General features: G+C 67.4%; 16 protein-coding genes. 7 read left to right on the top strand and 9 right to left on the bottom strand.

All coding sequences use genetic code 11. From position 1 onward, the window contains the following. Window positions 1-4: 4 nt before the first annotated feature. From M5E06_RS06350 to M5E06_RS06335, 4 genes are all read right to left on the bottom strand, one after another. A complete protein-coding gene (locus tag M5E06_RS06350) occupies window positions 5-1,885 on the bottom strand; it encodes a peptidylprolyl isomerase (protein WP_252137555.1) in 1,881 nt (626 codons plus the stop codon). Between the two features lie 220 nt (window positions 1,886-2,105). Continuing rightward, the gene (locus M5E06_RS06345) at window positions 2,106-2,285 is read right to left on the bottom strand and encodes a CsbD family protein (protein WP_109149810.1); all 180 of its coding nucleotides are present in this window, start codon (window positions 2,283-2,285) and stop codon (window positions 2,106-2,108) included. Between the two features lie 111 nt (window positions 2,286-2,396). Continuing rightward, window positions 2,397-2,723 (bottom strand): hypothetical protein, encoded by a 327-nt coding sequence (locus M5E06_RS06340; RefSeq protein ID WP_252137554.1) that lies wholly within the window; start codon window positions 2,721-2,723, stop codon window positions 2,397-2,399. Window positions 2,724-2,758: 35 nt separating this feature from the next. Further along, window positions 2,759-2,974, bottom strand: a complete 216-nt coding sequence (locus tag M5E06_RS06335; RefSeq protein WP_252137553.1) for a hypothetical protein — start codon at window positions 2,972-2,974, stop codon at window positions 2,759-2,761. A gap of 187 nt (window positions 2,975-3,161) precedes the next feature. Between M5E06_RS06335 and M5E06_RS06330 the strand changes: the two genes are divergently transcribed. Continuing rightward, window positions 3,162-3,503 (top strand): YnfA family protein, encoded by a 342-nt coding sequence (locus tag M5E06_RS06330; RefSeq protein WP_252137552.1) that lies wholly within the window; start codon window positions 3,162-3,164, stop codon window positions 3,501-3,503. Here M5E06_RS06330 and M5E06_RS06325 read toward each other — a convergent pair. Further along, window positions 3,475-3,717 (bottom strand): hypothetical protein, encoded by a 243-nt coding sequence (locus M5E06_RS06325; RefSeq protein WP_252137551.1) that lies wholly within the window; start codon window positions 3,715-3,717, stop codon window positions 3,475-3,477. The two genes, M5E06_RS06330 and M5E06_RS06325, sit on opposite strands and share 29 nt — an antisense overlap. A 575-nt stretch (window positions 3,718-4,292) precedes the next feature. On the opposite strand from M5E06_RS06325, the gene M5E06_RS06320 reads away from it, so the two are divergent. From M5E06_RS06320 to M5E06_RS06310, 3 genes are all read left to right on the top strand, one after another. Next, window positions 4,293-6,443, top strand: a complete 2,151-nt coding sequence (locus M5E06_RS06320) for a putative bifunctional diguanylate cyclase/phosphodiesterase (RefSeq protein WP_252137550.1) — start codon at window positions 4,293-4,295, stop codon at window positions 6,441-6,443. 97 nt (window positions 6,444-6,540) lie between these two features. Beyond that, a complete protein-coding gene (locus M5E06_RS06315; protein ID WP_252137549.1) occupies window positions 6,541-7,563 on the top strand; it encodes a Fe(3+) ABC transporter substrate-binding protein in 1,023 nt (340 codons plus the stop codon). A 1-nt stretch (window position 7,564) separates the two neighbouring features. Continuing rightward, complete coding sequence (locus M5E06_RS06310) at window positions 7,565-8,620, top strand: ABC transporter ATP-binding protein (RefSeq protein ID WP_252137548.1); 1,056 nt, start codon at window positions 7,565-7,567, stop codon at window positions 8,618-8,620. Window positions 8,621-8,802: 182 nt separating this feature from the next. Here M5E06_RS06310 and M5E06_RS06305 read toward each other — a convergent pair whose 3' ends face one another. Then, entirely contained in the window at window positions 8,803-10,590 is a 1,788-nt protein-coding gene (locus tag M5E06_RS06305; protein ID WP_252137547.1) for an ABC transporter ATP-binding protein, read from the bottom strand. 191 nt (window positions 10,591-10,781) lie between these two features. Between M5E06_RS06305 and M5E06_RS06300 the strand changes: the two genes are divergently transcribed. Continuing rightward, the gene (locus M5E06_RS06300; RefSeq protein WP_252137546.1) at window positions 10,782-11,792 is read left to right on the top strand and encodes a patatin-like phospholipase family protein; all 1,011 of its coding nucleotides are present in this window, start codon (window positions 10,782-10,784) and stop codon (window positions 11,790-11,792) included. 8 nt (window positions 11,793-11,800) lie between these two features. Here the strand turns inward: M5E06_RS06300 and M5E06_RS06295 are convergent, their stop codons facing one another. Beyond that, window positions 11,801-11,983: a hypothetical protein gene (locus tag M5E06_RS06295; protein WP_085089555.1), complete on the bottom strand. Its 183-nt coding sequence runs from the start codon at window positions 11,981-11,983 to the stop codon at window positions 11,801-11,803. A gap of 163 nt (window positions 11,984-12,146) precedes the next feature. Between M5E06_RS06295 and M5E06_RS06290 the strand changes: the two genes are divergently transcribed. Together M5E06_RS06290 and M5E06_RS06285 are read left to right on the top strand one after the other, a co-directional pair. Continuing rightward, complete coding sequence (locus M5E06_RS06290; RefSeq protein WP_252137545.1) at window positions 12,147-12,653, top strand: RT0821/Lpp0805 family surface protein; 507 nt, start codon at window positions 12,147-12,149, stop codon at window positions 12,651-12,653. Window positions 12,654-12,772: 119 nt separating this feature from the next. Further along, on the top strand, window positions 12,773-14,668 hold the full coding sequence (locus M5E06_RS06285) for a potassium/proton antiporter (RefSeq protein ID WP_252137544.1): 1,896 nt from the start codon (window positions 12,773-12,775) through the stop codon (window positions 14,666-14,668). A gap of 16 nt (window positions 14,669-14,684) precedes the next feature. On the opposite strand, the gene M5E06_RS06280 is transcribed toward M5E06_RS06285, so the two are convergent. Continuing rightward, window positions 14,685-16,358, bottom strand: coding sequence for an ABC transporter permease (locus tag M5E06_RS06280; protein ID WP_252137543.1), 1,674 nt, complete (start codon window positions 16,356-16,358; stop codon window positions 14,685-14,687). Window positions 16,359-16,471: 113 nt separating this feature from the next. Next, window positions 16,472-18,298, bottom strand: a complete 1,827-nt coding sequence (typA, locus tag M5E06_RS06275) for a translational GTPase TypA (RefSeq protein WP_109076391.1) — start codon at window positions 18,296-18,298, stop codon at window positions 16,472-16,474. Window positions 18,299-18,380 lie beyond the last annotated feature (82 nt).

The following is an 18,380-nucleotide window of genomic DNA, read 5'->3' as shown; positions in this document are numbered from 1 at the left end:
AGACTCAGTTGCTGGCGAAGAACTGGTCGATGCGCTGGCGGTGGATGCGGACCGGATACTTGTCGCGCAGCGCGTTGGTGAATTCCGCCACCAGATCGTTCTCCATCCCCTGTTCGACCGATGCGCGGACCGGCGCGAGATCGGCGTCGGCAGCCTTCGGGTCGGCCGGGATGACCTCCTTCAACCGGGCGACGACCTGGGCGTCGGCGGTGTTGCCGGTGACGACCTCGTTCGGCTTGGCGGCGAACAGCTTGGCGACCATGTCGGCCGGCAGGCCCTGGACCGATTGGGCATCACGGGTGAAGGGGGCAGTCATGGCGAAGCTGGCGCCGGCCTGGGTGGCGACGTCCTGCGCGGCGGCTTCCGAGCCCTGCTTCAGGCGGGCGGCGATCTCCTCTGCCTTCTTGGCGGCGCGCTCGGCACGCTGCTCCTGCTGCCAGTCGGCGACGACCTGATCGCGCACGTCGGCGAGCGGACGGACGGCGGCGGGGATCACGCTGTCGACGCGGACGGCGGTGAAAACGCTGCCTTCACCCTCGGTCAGGTTGGAGGTGGCGCCGGTCTTCAGCTGGAAAGCATTCGACAGCTGAGCCTTCAAGCCGGGAAGGTCGGGGGCGGCGTCCTTGCCGTCCGGCGCCTTGCCGGTGCTATCGACGGCGGCGACCTTGGTCAGGGCCAGACCCTGGGCCTGCGCGACTTCCTCCAGCGGCGCACCGCTGGCGAGCTGGTCCTCGACCCGATTGGCGATGGAGAAGACGGAGTCGAGCGCCTGCTCCTTCTTCAGCTCCGCCTCCAACTGGCCGCGCACATCCTCGAAGCTCTTGGTCGAGCCGGGGGTGACGCCGGTGACGGCCATCACATGCCAGCCGAGCGCGCTCTTGATCGGGTCGGAGGGCTTGCCGGGCTCCAGCGCGAAGGCGGCGTCGCCGATTTCCGGCAGGTCGGCCTTGGCGATGTTGTCCAGGGTCACCGGCTCGATGCCGGCATCCTTGGCGGCTTCGGCGAGGCCCTTGGCCTTCGCGGCTTCGGCGATCTGCTTGGCCTTCGCCTCGTCGTCGACCACCACCATCTGCACGGTGCGCTTTTCCGGGGCGCCGAACTCGTTCGCGCGCTCCTCATACGCCTTGCGCAGCTGGGCATCGTCGATCTTGATGTCCTTGGCCAGCACGTCGGGCGACAGGCGGGCGACCGTCAGGGCACGGTATTCCGGGGCGGTGAAGCGGACCTGATGGTCCTCATACGACTGCTTGATCGTCGCGTCGTCTGGCACACCGACATCGCCGATGGCGGCGTTGGGCAGGGTCACCACCTCCGCCACGCGCTTTTCGCCGCGATAGCGGTAGAGGTCCTGCACAAGCGGCGGCGGCGGGGTGAGGCCGGCGGACACCGCACCGGCGACCAGCTGGCGCGCCGTCTCGCGCTGGATCATCGCGACATAGCCGTCTTCGGTCAGCTGGTTGTTGCGCAGCACCGACCGGAAGACGTTCGGGTCGAACTGGCCCTGCTGGTTGCGGAAGGCCGGCTCTTCGGCGATGCGCATGCGGACCACCTCCGGCCCGACGGCAATGCCCATATCGGCCGCCGCGAGGTCGAACAGCGTGCGCTGGATCAGCGATTGCAGCGACTGCTCCAGAAGGCCGAATCGCTTGGCCTGCTCGGCGGTCAGATTGCCGCCCAGCATCGGGCGAAGCCGTTCCATCTGCCGGCGGAATTCCTGGTCCAGCGCCTGCTGCCCGATCTCCACCTTGCCGACCTCGGCGACGGTGGTGGGAGTGGTGGAGCGGAACACGTCGCCGATCCCCCAGATGCCGAAGCTGAGGATCAACAGCACGAACAGGATCTTGACGACCCAGGAGCCGGCGAAATTGCGGATGAACTGGAGCATGGGACCCGAATCTAAGCGCGTCGTTCGGCCATCCGGCCGGGGCGGCGCATCATAGATAGGGGAGGGTGGGGCGGCAACAGCCCATTTCCACACCGCCGATCTCCGGCGTCGTTCCTCTCGTTAGGGTCAATTCGCAAACGAACGCCCCGGCTCCACGGAAAAGGTGGGGCCGGGGCGTCGGAAACTCACCGTTTACCGGAGCCCTTGGCGGGCGCCGGGATCACTTCAGCGCGTCACGAACGGCATCCTTGGCGCCGCCGATGCTGTTCTGAACCTTGCCGGCGGCCTTTTCGCCGCGGCCCTCGGCCTCGGTCTTGGTGTCGCCGGTCAGCTTGCCGGCGGCTTCCTTGATCGAGCCCTTGACGGAGCGGGCGGCGCCCTCGATCCGGTCCTTGTCCATGGTGGCAACCTCTTGCGTGTTGGTTATGCCGGAACAACAGGACGTAAGGGCAAAGGGTCCATTACAAATAGTACACGAAAGACAAGTCGGCCCCGCTGACGGATTCGCGGATCAGGCCCGGCGCGGTTCGTCGATGCCGCGGCCGGCCCCGCGCGGCGGGGTGCCGCCGCCGGTGCGCATCGGACCGGCGCTGTGCCGGCGCAGCGCCGCCAATTGCAGGGCGTGGTGGGCGATCTTGTCGCGGAAATCGCGGTCGACGCGGCTGAAGGCGCTGTAGGCCAGCCTCACCGCCGCCGGGGAGCGGGTGCGCAGGGCCTCATTCAGGGAATCGCGCAGGGTGCGCAGTTCGAGGATGCCGGGAACGAACGCCATCTCGACCGCCTCCGCCAGAATTTCGACGGAACACAGCGTCGCTTCGTCGTCGAGCGTAAGCCTCACTCTGCCGCGTCCAATCCGATCGTCAGGGCTGATGGTCAGGAACCAAGCAGGTCGAGAACCGCTGACAGACAGCGGTGACGGACCAGGCACTCCTCGCAGCATCGGACGGCCTGCGCCGGCTGCGGGCAGTGCTGACGGCGCAATGCCTCCAGTCCCTGAAACAGGACGTGCTTCTTCGCATCCGAGATCACGTCGGTGGCCTGGATCGTTTCGAAAGCGTCCCGCATAGGGTTGGTCGCATCTATGAACATCGCCGCATGCCTCCGTTACCAACGAATCTATGCCGCACCCTCGGTGAAGTCCATGAATGCACTGTAATATTGCGGCGGCAAATTGAAACGAGCTGTGCCGCAATTCACCGGCGCGCAACGCATTGACGCGGCAATCGGCGATGGGCAGCATCGGCCCGGTCGATGACGGGGAGGAAACGGAGGCAGAATGGCGCGGGCGCTGGGGATGACGCTGGCCGTCTATGGTGCGGCCGCACTGGCGGAGATCGCCGGCTGCTTCGCCTTCTGGACCTGGATACGGCTGGGGCGGAGCGCATGGTGGGTGCTGCCCGGACTGGCGAGCCTCTGCCTGTTCGCGTGGCTGCTGACACGGGCCGACGCCGACTTCGCCGGGCGGGCCTATGCCGCCTATGGCGGCGTCTACATCGCGGCGTCGCTGCTGTGGCTCTGGCTGGTCGAGGGCGCGCGGCCGGACCGCTGGGACGCGGCCGGCGCATTGGTCTGTCTGGCCGGGGCGGCGCTTATTCTTGCCGGCCCGCGCGGGGGCTGAAGGCCGGCGGCCGGTTGACAGAGCGCCGCAGGGCAGGACCGTTCACCAGAACGAGGCGGCCGGCGTCGTCCACCCGCAGGTAGGCGCCGACGCGCACGGTCCGGCGAAGGATATCGTCGTTGAGCATGATCTGCGCATCGGCCAGGGACAGCGGAGTGCCCTGGTAGTACGCACGGCCGTCGGCGTGGCTGATCTGGCTGAATGCGTTGGTCATGTCTGAATGCTCCCAATCGATTTCTTGAACTGCGGACCGTTGGCGGACCCGAAGCGACGGCAGCATCCGGCGTGACGCTGGTGGTTCACGCCTGTGGCTGCGGCCATTGTCGGACAAACGCCTGGGACGTCCGGTTTATTCCTCCATCGCGGGCTGTGAGGCGAATTGCTTCCCGTGCGGGGAATGTGTGGAGAGAATCCTGGGGCCGATACCGCCTCAGGTCCAGTCCGCTGCGGTCGATGCCACCGAATTGTCGCAGACCACACGCGCAAAAGCTGTGGTGGTGCTGCCGGGCGCGGCCGTTTATTCCCGGAACCGTGCCGCGCATTGAACCATGTCAATCATGTGTCGGACTCTAACCGTTAGAGTGCGAATGCATCACGGGCAACGGATTGCGCAAATCTTTGGCATTTGCGGGATTGCTTGGCGTTGGAAATAAAGCCGGACGGGGTCATAATACCTCCGTCGGGTGTCCGATTCAGCCGCCGGGCGACCGTCGGTGCATCATCAGGCCGCCCTTTCCGGCGGTATAGAGAAAAGCGGATCGTTTCGTGAACCTACAACCGGCGGATCAGATGAACGGTTCCGAAAGCAGCGGTTCCAGCGGGGCGCAAGCCGCCGCGATGCCGCGTGATCCCGCCTTTCTGGCCTCTCTGGCCGCCAGCCTGCTGGACGATGGGGGAATGGCGCTGGTCTATCTGGACCACAACGGCTTGTGCCGCCATGCCGATCCGCATTTCGCGGCGGTTCTTGACCGCTCGCCGGCGGACCTGATCGGCTGCGCGCTGGTCGGCATCGCCCATCCCGTGACCGCGGCGCTGGCCGCTGCCATTGCGACGCTGGACGGTTCGCCGGTGCCGACCTCCGCGCCGGTCGATTGCCCGACGGTCGGTTGCGACGGCCGCCGCTCGATCCTCAGCGGCAGCGTGATCGCCCATCGCGATGCCGCCGGTGCGACCGTCGGCTATCTCGGCACCTTTCACCTGACCGGCGATCCCGACCGCATCGCGGAGTTCGTGACCTGCCGGGATTCCTTCATCGCCACCCTGCTGGACGCGGCGGTGGACGGCATCATCGTCTCGGACCGCAGCGGCATCATCCGCTCCATCAACCGCGCCTGCTGCCGCCTGTTCGGCTACGAGGACGGTGAACTGGTCGGGCGGAACATGTCGATCCTGATGCCGCCACCCTTCTCGCGCGACCATGGCCGCTATGTCGACACCTATATGCGGACCGACCGGCCCAAGATCATCGGCATCGGCCGCGAAACGCTGGGTCAGCGCAAGGACGGCACGGTGTTCCCCATCCATCTCAGCGTCGGTCAGGCGCGGCTGGGCGAGGATGTGACCTTCGTCGGCATCATCCGCGACATCTCCGAACGCCTCGCGGCGGAGCAGCGCGCCTCCTACCTCGCGCGGCACGATCCGCTGACCGGCGTCCTGACCCGCACCGCCTTCCTCGAGGAATGCGAGGCTCTGTTCGCCGGCAGCCGTGCCGAGGGGAAAGACGTGGCTTCGGGCGGGAGCCTGTTCGCGCTGTTCTCGCTCGACGTCGACCAGTTCAGCGACGTGAACGAAGCCTTCGGCTTCCATGTCGGCGGCGCCGCGCTGAAGGCGATGGTCAGCCGCGTGACGGAGGTGCTGCCGCCCAACACCATCATCTGCCGCATCGCCGCCGATGAATTCGCAGCACTGTCACGGGTGACCGATGCCGACCACGCCCGCACGCTGGCCGGCGTGCTGCACGACCGGCTGACCGCGTCGATCTACGCCGACCGGCATTGGGTGCGGTTGCGCCTGTCGGTCGGTGCCGCGGTGCAGGACGACACGGTCAGCACGCTGGAGGACCTGAACGCCAAGGCCAAGTTGGCCCTGCAGGCGGTGCAGCACAATGGCGGCAACGCCGTGTGCTTCTACACGCCGGAAATGGCGGCGGCGGCGACCCGGCGGATGATGCTGACCATGCATCTGACCCACGCCATCGAGCGCAACGAGTTGCGCCTCGTCTACCAGCCCATCGTCGACAAGGCCGGCCGGGTCCGGTCGGCGGAAGCGCTGCTGCGCTGGGACCATCATGCGCTGGGGCCGGTCTCGCCCGGCGAGTTCATTCCGGTCGCGGAGGAAAGCGGCCTGATCGTGCCGATCACCGACTGGGTGCTGTCGACCGCGGTCGCCCAGATGGCGGTCTGGGAGGCGGATGGCGTGCTGCCCGACCGCGTCTTCCTCAACATCTCCGGCCAGCAGTTCCTGCGCGGCAACCTGACCCTCCGCCTGGAGGAGTTGCTGGCCGAGCATTCGTCGCTGCGCAGCCATCTGGGGCTGGAGATCACCGAACAGGCTGCGGTGCGCGACCTGAAGGTGGCGGTGCGGACGCTGGGCGAACTGGCCGATCTGGGCATCCAGGCGGCCATCGACGATTTCGGGTCCGGCTATTCCTCGCTCAGCTATGTGCAGCAGCTGCCGGTGGCGAAGCTGAAGATCGACCGCGCCTTCGTCATCGACGTGCCGGAGAACCCCAAGAGCAACGCGCTTGTCCGCGCCGCCGTCGGCATGGCGCACGGCCTGGGCCTGACCACGGTGGCGGAAGGGGTGGAGACGGCGGAGCAGCGCGATTTCCTGGTGTCGGTCGGCTGCGATCTGATGCAGGGCTATCTGTTCGGCCGCCCAATGCCGCCCGAGGCGCTGGCCGACATGGTGCGCTCCCAAGCCGCACCTGCGATCGCCTGATCCCTCTCCTTGCGGTGAATCCTGTCTCGACAGCGTCAGCTGCAAATGATATCCATTCTCACGGAATTGAGAGCCATTCGCAGTCCGGGAGTGATGGATGTTCATCGACAAGATCGCTGGTGTCGCGTTTGCCGTCGGCGCCTTGACCGCCTTTTCGGTCCAGGCTCAGGAAGTCAATGTCTACAACTCGCGGCACTACAACACCGACCGCGCGATCTATGAAACCTTCACGAAGTCGACCGGAATCAAGGTCAACATCATCGAAGGCAACCATGATGAACTGATCCAGCGCATGAAGTCGGAAGGGCCCAGCAGCCCGGCCGACCTGTTCATCACTGTCGATGCCGGCCGTCTGGCCGCGGCGGCCAAGGAAGGGCTGCTCGCCCCGGTGACCTCGCCGGCGCTGGAGGCGGTCAAGGTTCCGGCCAACCTGCGCGACCCGGCGGGGGCCTGGTGGGGCCTGTCCAGCCGCGCCCGCATCATCGTCTACGCCCGCGACCGGGTGAAGCCGGAGCAGATCAAGGATTACGAGGATCTCGCCAAGCCAGAGTGGAAGCACCGCGTCCTGACCCGCAGCGGCACCCATCCCTACAGCCTCGCCCTGACCGCCTCGATGATCGAAGCGCTGGGCGAGGAAAAGACGGAGGAGTGGGTGAAGGGCCTCGTCGCCAACCTCGCCCGTCCGCCGCAGGGCGGCGACACCGACCAGATCCGGGCGGTCGCAGTGGGTGAGGGCGACGTCGCCATCGCCAACACCTATTACGTCGGCAAGATGATCACCTCCGCCAAGCAGGAGGACCGCGAGGTCGCGTCCAAGGTCGGGGTCATCTTCCCCAACCAGGGCAACCGCGGCACCCACGTGAACCTCAGTGGCGCCGGCGTGGTGAAGACCTCCAAGAACCAGGAGAATGCCCGCAAGCTGCTGGAATATCTGCTGAGCCCGGAAGCCCAGCGCCAGTTCGCCGACGGCAACATGGAATATCCGGTCAACCCGGTGGTCCAGCCGCATCCGGAACTGGTGAAGCTCGGCAGCTTCAAGGCGGCCGAGGTGAATGCCGCCTCCTTCGCCGCCCATACGCCGCAGGCTCTGCGCATCATGGACCGTGCCGGCTGGAAGTAAGATGACCGACGCTCCTTCTCCTTCCGTGATCCTCGCCGGCATCACCCACCGCTATGGGCAACTGACCGCGGTCGACGACGTCTCGCTGTCGGTCGCCCCGCGCGAGGTGGTGTGCATCGTCGGTCCGTCCGGCTGCGGCAAGTCGACCCTGCTGCGTCTGATCAGCGGACTGGAGTCGGTTCAGAAGGGCGAGATCGCGGTGGAGGGGCTGACGCTCGCCACCGCAGGCCGGTCTCTGCCGCCGGAAAAGCGGCCGGTCGGCATGATGTTCCAGGACTTCGCGCTGTTCCCGCACCTGACGGTGGCGGGCAACATCGCCTTCGGCCAGACCGACCGTCCGCGCGCCGAACGCAAGCGCCGGGTGGAAGAGTTGCTGGAGACCATGGCGCTGACCCGCTATGCCGACGCCTATCCGCACACCCTGTCGGGTGGTCAGCAGCAGCGGGTGGCGCTGGCCCGCGCCATGGCGCGTGACCCCAAGGTCCTTCTGCTGGACGAGCCCTTCTCTGCCCTGGACGAGCAACTCCGCCGGTCGGTGCGGGAGGAGGTGGTGCGGATCATCCGCGCCAGCGGCATCGCCACCATCGTCGTCACCCACGACCCGGAAGAGGCGATGGAGATGGGCAACCGCGTGGTGGTGATGGAGGCCGGACGCATCGTCCAGGCCGACACGCCGGTCAACCTTTACCAGCGCCCGGCCAACAGCTTCGTCGCCTGCCTGTTCGGCGAGGTGAACCGCTTCGAAGCGACGGTGCGCGATGGGCAGATCGTCACCCCGCTCGGCCCGGTCATGGCGCCCGGCCTTCCCGGCGGGACGAAGGTCGAGGTCGCCTGCCGGGTGGAGGATCTGGAACTGGTGCCGCTGGGCGCCCGGCCCGACGCCGTTCCGGTGCGGGTGCGCCATTCCAGCTTTCTGGGGCCGGCGACGCGGGTGTGCCTGGATTTGGGTGGGTCGGAGGTCCATGCGCGCCTGCCGGGGCATGTGGATGTCCGCGCCGGTGAAGAACTGTCCGCCGCGATGGCGGCCGAACGGGTGATGGTGTTTCCGGCGGGGTGATGGGCGAGTTGTCGAGCACGATGTCCCCTCCCTAACCCTCCCCCGCCCTCTGTCGGCCGAAGGCCGATCCGATCGCGGGAGAGGGGACTACCGCTGTCCTTCACATTATTTCTACAAGCGTCCTGCCCCCTCTCCCGCGTCAGCGGGGGAGGGATGGGGAGGGGGCATTCAGTGCAGAAACCTCAAGCCCCCGCCCGAACCTCATCCTCGCCGAACTGCAGCCGGCACAGCCGCGCATAGGCGCCGTCGGCGGCCAGCAGCGCCTCGTGGGTGCCCTGCTCGATGATGCGGCCACCCTCCATCACCACGATGCAGTCGGCGTTGCGCACGGTCGCCAGACGGTGGGCGATCACCAGCGTGGTGCGACCCGCCGTCAGCCGTTCCAGCGCCGCCTGCACCAGACGCTCCGATTCACTGTCCAGGGCGCTGGTCGCCTCGTCCAGCAGCAGGATCGGCGCATCCTTCAGGAAGGCGCGGGCCAGCGCCAGACGCTGGCGTTCGCCGCCCGACAGCTTGACGCCGCGGTCGCCGATCACCGTGTCATAGCCTTCCGGCAGCTTCGATATGAAGTCGTGCGCGGCGGCGGCCTTGGCGGCGGCGATCACGTCATCCATCCCGGCGTCGAGGCGGCCGAAGCAGATGTTCGCCCGCACCGTGTCGTTGAACAGAACCGTGTCCTGACTGACGATGGAGACTGCGCCGCGCAGGCTGCGCAGGGTGGCGCCGCGCACGTCCTGGCCGTCGATCAGCACCTCGCCGCCCGTCACGTCGTAGAGGCGCGGGATCAGGTTGAACACTGTCGATTTGCCGGCGCCGCTGCGTCCGACCAGCGCCACCGTGCTGCCGGCCGGCACGTCGAGGTCGATGCCCTTCAGCGTCTCGGCACCGGCCTCGTAGAAGAAACGGACGCCGCGTAGCGCGACAGCCCCCTTGGAAACCGACAGCGGCTTGGCGCCCGGCTGCTCCAGGATCGTCGGCTGTTGGTCCAGCAGTTCGAAGATGCGTTGGGCGGCGGCCATGCCCTCCTGCAGGGCGGCGTTCAGCGTGCCGATGGCGCGCACCGGCTGGGCCGCCATCAGCAGCGCGCCGACGAAGCCGGAGAAGGCGCCGACCGAGCCCTCGCCCAAAGTCATGCGGTAGCCGGCGAAGGCGATCACCCCCGCCACCGCGACGCCGCCCAGCACCTCCATCATCGGATCGATGCGCGACCGGGCGCGCACCGCCTTCATGGTGAGCTGGTAATTCTCCTGAAAGGCGCGGCCGGCGCGGGCGCGCTCATAATCTTCCAGATTGTAGGTCTTGACCATCCGCGCGCCCGAAAGGCTTTCGGTCAGCAGCGAGGTCATGTCGCCCATCTGCGCCTGGGTATCGCGCGAGACGCGGCGAAGGCGCTTGCCGATGCGCACGATGGGAACGGCGGCGATGGGATAGATGATGAAGACGATCAGCGACAGCAGCCAGTCGAGATAGAACATCGACCCGACCAGCGCGATCACCGTCAGGATGTCGCGCACCAGCCCGGTCAGCGTGCGGGTCAGCGCGTTGCGGATCAGGTCGACGTCGTTGATGAAGCGGGAGGTCAGCGCCCCGGTCGGGGTGGCGTGAAGCTGCGCCATGTCGGCGGTCTGCAGATGCGTGAACATCGCCAGCCGGACGTCGGCGATGACGCGCTGGACGATGTCGCTGGTCACCACGGTCTGGGAATAGAGCGACACGCCCTTGATGACGGTCACCGCGATGATCGCCAGCGGGATCGCCAGCAGCATGCCGCGGTCCTGGGCGGAGAACATGGCATAGGAGCGGTCGATCAGCAGCGGATAGGCGCCGGTGGTCGCCGCCACGATCGCCATCAGCAGGAAGGACAGCAACAGCTTGCCGCGATAGGGGCGCACCCACTCTTGCCACATCCGGGCCGCCAGCCGTTCGGTCGCCGCATCCAGGCGCAGGGGCTTGCCGCTCTTGTTCGTCACGGTCGCATCCGATCTTTTGTCCGACGGGCTCATGTCCGTTGGGGATGGCTTAGCCCATGGGCTTCGGCTTTGTCCACCGGTCGACGCGGTGCCGCCGGTGCTGGTTACAGGCTTCCTTTACCGGTTTCATGCGAAGCTGCGGATGATCGGAGCGGCGAACATCGTGCCGCCGGGGGAGAAGGGGAGTGCCCATGCCGAACGGAATTGGCCTCAATGGCGGACTTAATGGCGGCGGTGCGCGGCGTCCGCGCATCGGTCTCGCGCTGGGCGGCGGGGTGGCGCGCGGCTGGGCGCATATCGGCGTGCTGCGGGCGCTGAAGCGCTATGGGATCGAGGCCGACATCGTCTGCGGCTCGTCGGTCGGGGCGCTGGTCGGCGGCGTTCATCTGGCGGGAAAGCTCGACACGCTGGAAGAGTGGGTGCGCACGCTGACCCGGATGAAGATCGTCGGCTATCTGGATTTGCGGCTGCGCCAGGGCGGTGGGCTGATCGGCGGCGACCGGCTGCTGGCGGAACTGCGCCTGCATCTGGGCGACGTGCGGATCGAGGAACTGCCATGCCCCTATGCCGCCGTCACCACCGATCTGGTGACCGGTCACGAGGTGTGGCTGCAGCGCGGCGAACTGGTCGACGCCATGCGGGCGTCCTTCTCGCTGCCCGGCGTGTTTCCGCCGGTGTCGATCGACGGGCGCTGGATGATCGACGGCGCCCTGGTCAACCCGGTGCCGGTGTCGGCTTGCCGGGCGCTGGGCGCGCAGATGGTGATCGCCGTCAACCTGTCCGGCGACATCCTGGGCAAGGCGCGCAAGCCGGGCGCCAGCGTGCCGACCGCCGCCGGTTTCGACCTGCTGCGGCTGGTGGAGGACGAGGTGCCGGGCCAGCGTCCGCCGAGCGGGATCGGCGCCCTGGCGCGCCGCATCTTCCGCCGCGACTATGAGGGGCCGAGCCTGTTCGGCGTGATGGTCTCGTCGCTGGGCATCGTCACCGACCGCATCACCCGGTCGCGGCTGGCCGGCGACCCGCCGGACGTCCACATCGTGCCGCGGCTGGGCCATATCGGCCTGACCGAGTTCGACCGTGCCGACGACTGCATCCGCGAGGGGGAGGCGGCGGTGGAGCGCGTCCTGCCGGATCTGCACGACGCGCTCGCCGTCTTCGCCACCGGCCCGCGCGAATCGACGCGCGGGCCGGTGCGGGATTGAGCGCCTTTTTAGTGATCGATCGCCGTGCCCAGCGCCGCACCGCCCAGGCCGCCGATCACGGCGCCGCGGGTGCCGTCCACCGCGTAACCGCCGGCCGCACCGGCCGCACCGCCGACCACGCCGCCAGTCGAGCAGGCGGTGACGGAAAGAAGCGCGAACACCGCACCGATCAGACGCAAACGGGACATCATGCTACCCTCCACATGTTGACTGTTCGGTGTCTAAACACGCGGGAGCGCATTTTGCTTCCATCCTCCGCTGATCTTTCGGTCCTGATACTTTCGGGCGGAACCTCTTCGCCCTTCAAGCGTTGACCTGACTTTAACCGTGCAACGTTCAATCGGGGGAACGACCATGCGGACGATCATCAATCATTTGCGCACCACCGCCATAGCCGCCACCGCCGCCCTGTCGCTGGCCGCCTGCCAGAATCCCGATGGCAGCATGGGGGGCATCGGCGGGATGAACACGTCGGAGACCGTCGGCACGCTGGGCGGCGCCGTGGCCGGCGGTCTGCTCGGCTCCCGCTTCGGCGGCGGGTCCGGCAAGCTGGCGACCACCGCCATCGGCACTCTGCTCGGCGCCTATGCCGGCCAGCAGTTGGCCCGTCACTTCACCTCGGCGGATCAGAACCGCGCGTCGGACGCGGAGGAGCGGGCGGTCGCCAACAACCAGACCATCACCTGGAACAACCCGGAGTCCGGCAACCGCGGCACCATCCAGCCGGTGAAGACCTATCAGGGCAGCAACGGACAGACCTGCCGCGACTACAACCATACGGTCGTGATCGACGGCAAAACGGAGGTCGCGCGCGGTACCGCCTGCCGCCAGCCCGACGGTAGCTGGAAGCTGATGTCGTAAGCGTACACCCTGTCCGAATGACCGCCTCCGGGTCCTACGCCTTGCGGATGTGCAAGGTTGCCGTCAAAATCAACGAGTTCCGCCGGATGGCGGCCTGATGCGAACGGCGTGCGGGGCTTATGGAGGCGGTCAGCTACATCATCCTCATCGGATCCACCCTGCTGATCGTCAGCGTGCTGACCAGCTACCTCGCTCTTCGTGTCGGTGCGCCGTTGCTGCTGATCTTCCTCGGCATCGGCCTGCTGGCCGGCGAGGATGGGATCGGCCAGATCTCCTTCAACGATGCCGGCTCCGCCTTTCTGATCGGGTCGATGGCGCTGGCGGTGATCCTGTTCGAGAGCGGGTTCGACACCAAACTCGCCAGCTACAAGGCGGCGGCCTGGCCGGCGATGACACTGGCGACGGTGGGCGTCGCCGTCACCACCGGCGTGGTGGGCGTCGCCGCCCATTATCTGATGGGGCTGGGCTGGGGCGAGGCGCTGCTGGTGGGGGCGGCCTGCAGTTCCACCGACGCGGCGGCGGTGTTCTTCCTGCTGCGGGTCGGCGGCATCACCCTGCGCGACCGTGTCCGCTCCACGCTGGAGATCGAATCGGGCAGCAACGATCCGGTCGCCATCATGCTGACCATCCTGCTGGTCGAGGCGGCGACCCACGGTCTGGCCTCGCCCGTCGCCATCGTCGGCGAGCTGGTGCTTGCTTTCGCATTGGGCGGGGTGATGGGGCTGGCCGGCGGCTGGCTGCTGGTGGCCTTCATCAACAAGGCGAATTTCGAATCCGGGCTGAACCCGGTGGTGACGCTGACCTTCGCCCTGTTCATCTTCGCCGTCACCAACGTGCTGGGCGGCAGCGGCTATCTGGCCGTCTACGCCGCCGGCCTCTATGCCGGGAATGTCAGGCTGCGCGGGGCGCTGGACCTGCGGCGCTTCCATTCCGGGCTGACCTGGCTCAGCCAGATCGTCATGTTCGTGATGCTGGGGCTGCTCGCTACGCCGCGGGAGTTCGCCGGCATGATCCTGCCGGCACTGGGTGTGGCGTTCGTCCTGATCGTGGTCGCCCGCCCGGCTGCGGTGTGGATGTGCCTGCTGCCCTTCCGCTTTTCGGTGCGGGAAACCAGCTTCATCGCCTGGGTCGGTCTGCGCGGTGCGGTGTCGCTTCTGCTGGCGCTGGTGCCCGTGCTGGGCGGGCTGGAGAACGGCCAGCTGATCTTCAATACCGCCTTCGTCGTTGTGGTCGTCTCGCTGCTGGTGCAGGGCTGGACCATCGGCAGCATGGCGCGGGCGCTGGAACTGATCGTTCCGCCGCGCCGCGGTCCGGTGGAGCGCGTGGAGCTTGAGCTTCCCGGCAATGCCGACCAGGAGCTGGTGGCCTACACCGTCCATGGCAAGAGCCCGGCGGCGCGCGGCCAGCGCATGCCGCGCTGGGCCAAGCCGTCGCTGGTCATCCGGTCGGGCGCGGTGGTGCCGTTGCACAAGGCCAAGCCCCTGCAGCCCGGCGACCATGTCTATCTGTTCACGCCGCAACACCGGTTGCCGCTGATCGACAAGCTCTATGGCGGCAGTCGGGCGCTCGACCAGAACGACCGGGAATTCTACGGCGATCTGGTGCTGAGCCCCGACGCCACGGTGGAGCAGATCGCCGAGATGTACGGCCTGCCGCTGTCGCTGCCCAACGCCCGCCTGACCTTGAGGGACCTGCTGCGCAACGAGTTCGGCGGTTCCTGCGAACTGGGCGACCGGGTGCGCATGGGCGGGGTCGAGCTGATCGTGCGCGATATGGAGGACGACACCATCACCTCCGTCGGCATGGCGCTGGAGCCGGCCCGCGTGACCAGCCGGCGCCGGCCGCTCTACCAGCGGATCGCCGATGTCGGCGGACGGCTGCGCGGCTGGTGGATCAAGCACTCCTTCCGGCGCTGGAAGGAGCGCGAGAAGCTTCGGGCACGCCGGCTGGAGGCGCTGCCACCGCCTGAGCCGAACCATGAGGAACGGGTGGAAAGCCGGAACGACGCCGCCTGAGCTTGCCCCCCGGAGCTTACCCCTGGTGGCCTGGACGCGACGCGGCGATGGTGCGGCTCAGATAGATGACCGGCGCCAGCCCGACCAGAACGATCACCAGGGCGGGAAGGGCGGCGTCGTCGAGCCGTTCGGTGGAGGCCATGCGGAAGGCCTCGATCGCCAGCGTGTCGAAGTTGAAGGGCCGCAGGATCATCGTCGCCGGCAACTCCTTGGTGATGTCGACGAAGACCAGCATGGCGGCGCTGAGCAGGCTGGGGCGCAGCAGCGGCAAATGGACCCGGCGCAGCACCTGCAGCGGCGTATGGCCGAGCGAGCGGGCGGCGCCCTCCAGATTAGGGCCAATCTTGGCGAATCCGGACTCCAGCGGCCCATAGGCAACGACGAAGAAGCGGATCAGATAGCCATAGAGAATCCCGGCGATGGTGGTGCCGAGGATGGCGCCCATCGGCCAGCCGGTCCAGTCGCGCGTCAGCCCCACGGTGATGAGGATGCCGACGGCGATCACCGTACCCGGGGTGGCGTAGCCGAGCGAGGCGAGGCGCGCCGCGCCGGTGGCGAAGCCGCTGCGGTCGTGGCGGACGCCATGGATCACCATCAGCGCCACCGTGACGACCAGCAGCGCGCCGCTGGCGCCGAGGATGAAGGTGTTCACCGTCAGGTCGGTGAAGCGGGCGAGCGTCAGCTCCGTGCCGCCGCGCAGGATCATGCGGATCAGCACCGCCCCCGGCAGCAGGAAGCCGAACAGCACCGGCGTCAGACAGACGATCCAGGCCAGCACCGTGCCGCGGGCCGACAGGCGCGGGGCGGGCAGGGCGCGGTAGCGGCCGGTGGTCTGGTGGAAGCGCATCTTGCCGCGCGACAGCCGCTCCAGCCCGACCAGCGCCAGCACCACCAGCAGCAGGACGGCGGCCAACTGCGCCGCGGCGGCCGGATCGCCCAGCGCGAACCAGGTGCGGTAGATGCCGACGGTGAAGGTGTCGATGCCGAAATAGCGCACGGCGCCGAAGTCGGCCAGCGTCTCCATCAGGGCATAACCGACGCCGGCAACCAGCGCCGGGCGGGCTAGAGGAAGAGCGACGCGGCGGAAGGCGCCGAATGCGGTGCAACCCAGCGTCCGGCTGGCCTCCAGCACGCAGACCGACTGTTCGAGGAAGGCCGCGCGAGTCAGCACATAGACGTAGGGGTACAGCACCGACGACAGCACCAGCCCGGCGCCCCAGGCGGTGTGGATCTCCGGAAACCAATAGTCGCCGCGCCGCCAGCCGAAGGTGGCGCGCAGGAAGGACTGCAGCGGTCCGGCATATTGCAGGAAATCGGTGTAGGTGTAGGCCAGCACATAGGCCGGCATGGCCAGCGGCAGCAGCAGCAGCCATTGCAGGACTCCGCGTCCGCGGAAATCGTGCATGGTGACGGTCCAGGCGCAGGCGACGCCGGTCACCAACGTGACGACGCCGACGATGCCCAGCAGGATCAGGGTATTGAGGATGTAGCCGGGAAGCACCGTCCGCGCCATGTGCCCCCACAGATCGGTGGAGACGCCGGCCGACTGGACGAAGACGGCGAGGATCGGCAGGGCGATCAGCAGTGCGAGGATCAGGGCAAACAGGCCGGTGAGGCCGATGCGCGACCACAGCTGGCGGGGAGAGAAGGACGGGGAGCCGGGAGACTTCGCGTCGGTCGCCATCGCCATGCGGAAACATCCTCGCATCGGTTCAAAAAAGGGCGGTTCAAAAAGAAGGCGGCGCTTGCTCCCTGGTAGGGGGGCAAACGCCGCCGGTACTCTAGCCTATATGCGAACCGTTATCAGCTGGCTTCGGCTGCGCGCTGGTGACGCTTGCGCTCGTTCGGGTCGAGGTAGCGCTTGCGCAGGCGGATCGACTTCGGAGTCACTTCCACCAGCTCGTCGTCGGAGATGTAGGACAGCGCCTTTTCCAGGGTCATCTGGATCGGCGGAGTGAGGCGAACCGCCTCGTCCTTGCTGGTGGTGCGGATGTTCGTCAGCTGCTTGCCCTTGATGACATTGACCTCGAGGTCATTGCCGCGGGTGTGCTCGCCGATGATCATGCCCTGGTACACCGGAACGCCCGGATCGATCAGCATTGGGCCGCGATCTTCCAGGTTCCACAGGGCGTAGGCCACCGCGGTGCCGTCGCTGTTGGAGATTAGCACGCCGGTGCGGCGGGCCGCGATGGCGCCCTTGAAGGGAGCGTAGCCGTGGAACAGGCGGTTCATGATGCCGGTGCCGCGGGTGTCGGTCAGGAACTCGCCCTGATAGCCGATCAGGCCGCGCGACGGCGCATGGAAGACGATGCGGGTCTTGTTGCCGCCCGAGGGGCGCATCTCGATCAGATCGGCCTTACGCTCCGACATCTTCTGGACGACGGTGCCCGAGAACTCCTCGTCGACGTCGACGACGACTTCTTCGATCGGCTCCAGGCGCTGGCCGTTCAGCGGGTCGGTCTTGAACAGCACGCGCGGACGGCTGATCGCCAGCTCATACCCCTCGCGGCGCATGGTCTCGATCAGGATGCCCAGCTGCAGTTCGCCGCGGCCGGCCACCTCGAAGGCGTCGCCGCCCTCGGTGTCGGCAATGCGCAGAGCCACGTTGCCTTCCGCTTCGCGGAACAGGCGGTCGCGGATCATGCGGCTGGTGACCTTGTCGCCCTCGCGGCCGGCCAGCGGGCTGTCGTTGACCGAGAAGGTCATCGCCAGGGTCGGCGGGTCGATCGGCTGGGCGGCCAGCGGCTCGGAAACTTCCGGCGCGCAGATGGTGTCGGCCACGGTGGTGTTGGTCAGGCCGGCCAGCGCGACGATGTCGCCGGCATGCGCCTCTTCGACCGGCACGCGCTCCAGGCCGCGGAAGGCCAGCACCTTGCTGATGCGGGCGTTCTCGACCAGCTTGCCGTCGCGGCTCATCGACTTGACGGCCATGTTGACCTTGACCGAACCCGTCTGGATGCGGCCGGTCAGGATGCGGCCCAGATAGGGGTTCGCTTCCAGCGTGGTCGCCAGCATGGTGAAGGGCAGGTCTTCCTCGACCTTCGGGGCCGGGACATGGTCGCGGATCAGCTCGAACAGCGGGGTCAGCGTCTCGCGGGCGCCGTTCTCCAGGTCCGTGGTCGCCCAGCCGTTGCGGCCCGAGGCGAACAGGGTCGGGAAGTCCAGCTGCTCGTTCGAGGCGTCGAGCGAGGCGAACAGGTCGAACACCTCGTCATGCACCTCGTGCGGACGGCCGTCGGGACGGTCCACCTTGTTGATGACGACGATCGGGCGCAGGCCGAGCTTCAGGGCCTTGCCCAGCACGAACTTGGTCTGCGGCAGCGGGCCTTCGGCCGCGTCGCAGAGCAGGACGACGCCGTCGACCATGGAGAGGATGCGCTCCACCTCGCCGCCGAAATCGGCGTGGCCGGGGGTGTCGACGATGTTGATGCGCAGGTCGTTCCACAGAACGGACGTGCACTTGGCCAGGATGGTGATGCCGCGCTCGCGCTCCAGATCGTTGGAGTCCATGGCGCGCTCAGCCACCTGCTGGTTCTCGCGGAACGAGCCGGCCTGCTTGAGGAGTTGGTCAACCAGCGTGGTCTTGCCGTGGTCGACGTGGGCGATGATGGCGACGTTACGGAGATTCATGGAGCCTTCGGTCTCGCAATGGCACCCCCGACACGCAGCAGCGTCATGCCACAAACAACAAAAAGGCCCGACGAAGATTAAT

It is taken from the genome of Azospirillum sp. A1-3 (genome assembly GCF_023806445.1).
Taxonomy (GTDB): domain Bacteria; phylum Pseudomonadota; class Alphaproteobacteria; order Azospirillales; family Azospirillaceae; genus Azospirillum.
The sequence above is the reverse complement of the archived record's forward strand: the minus strand, read 5'-3'. Positions and strand labels throughout refer to the sequence as shown.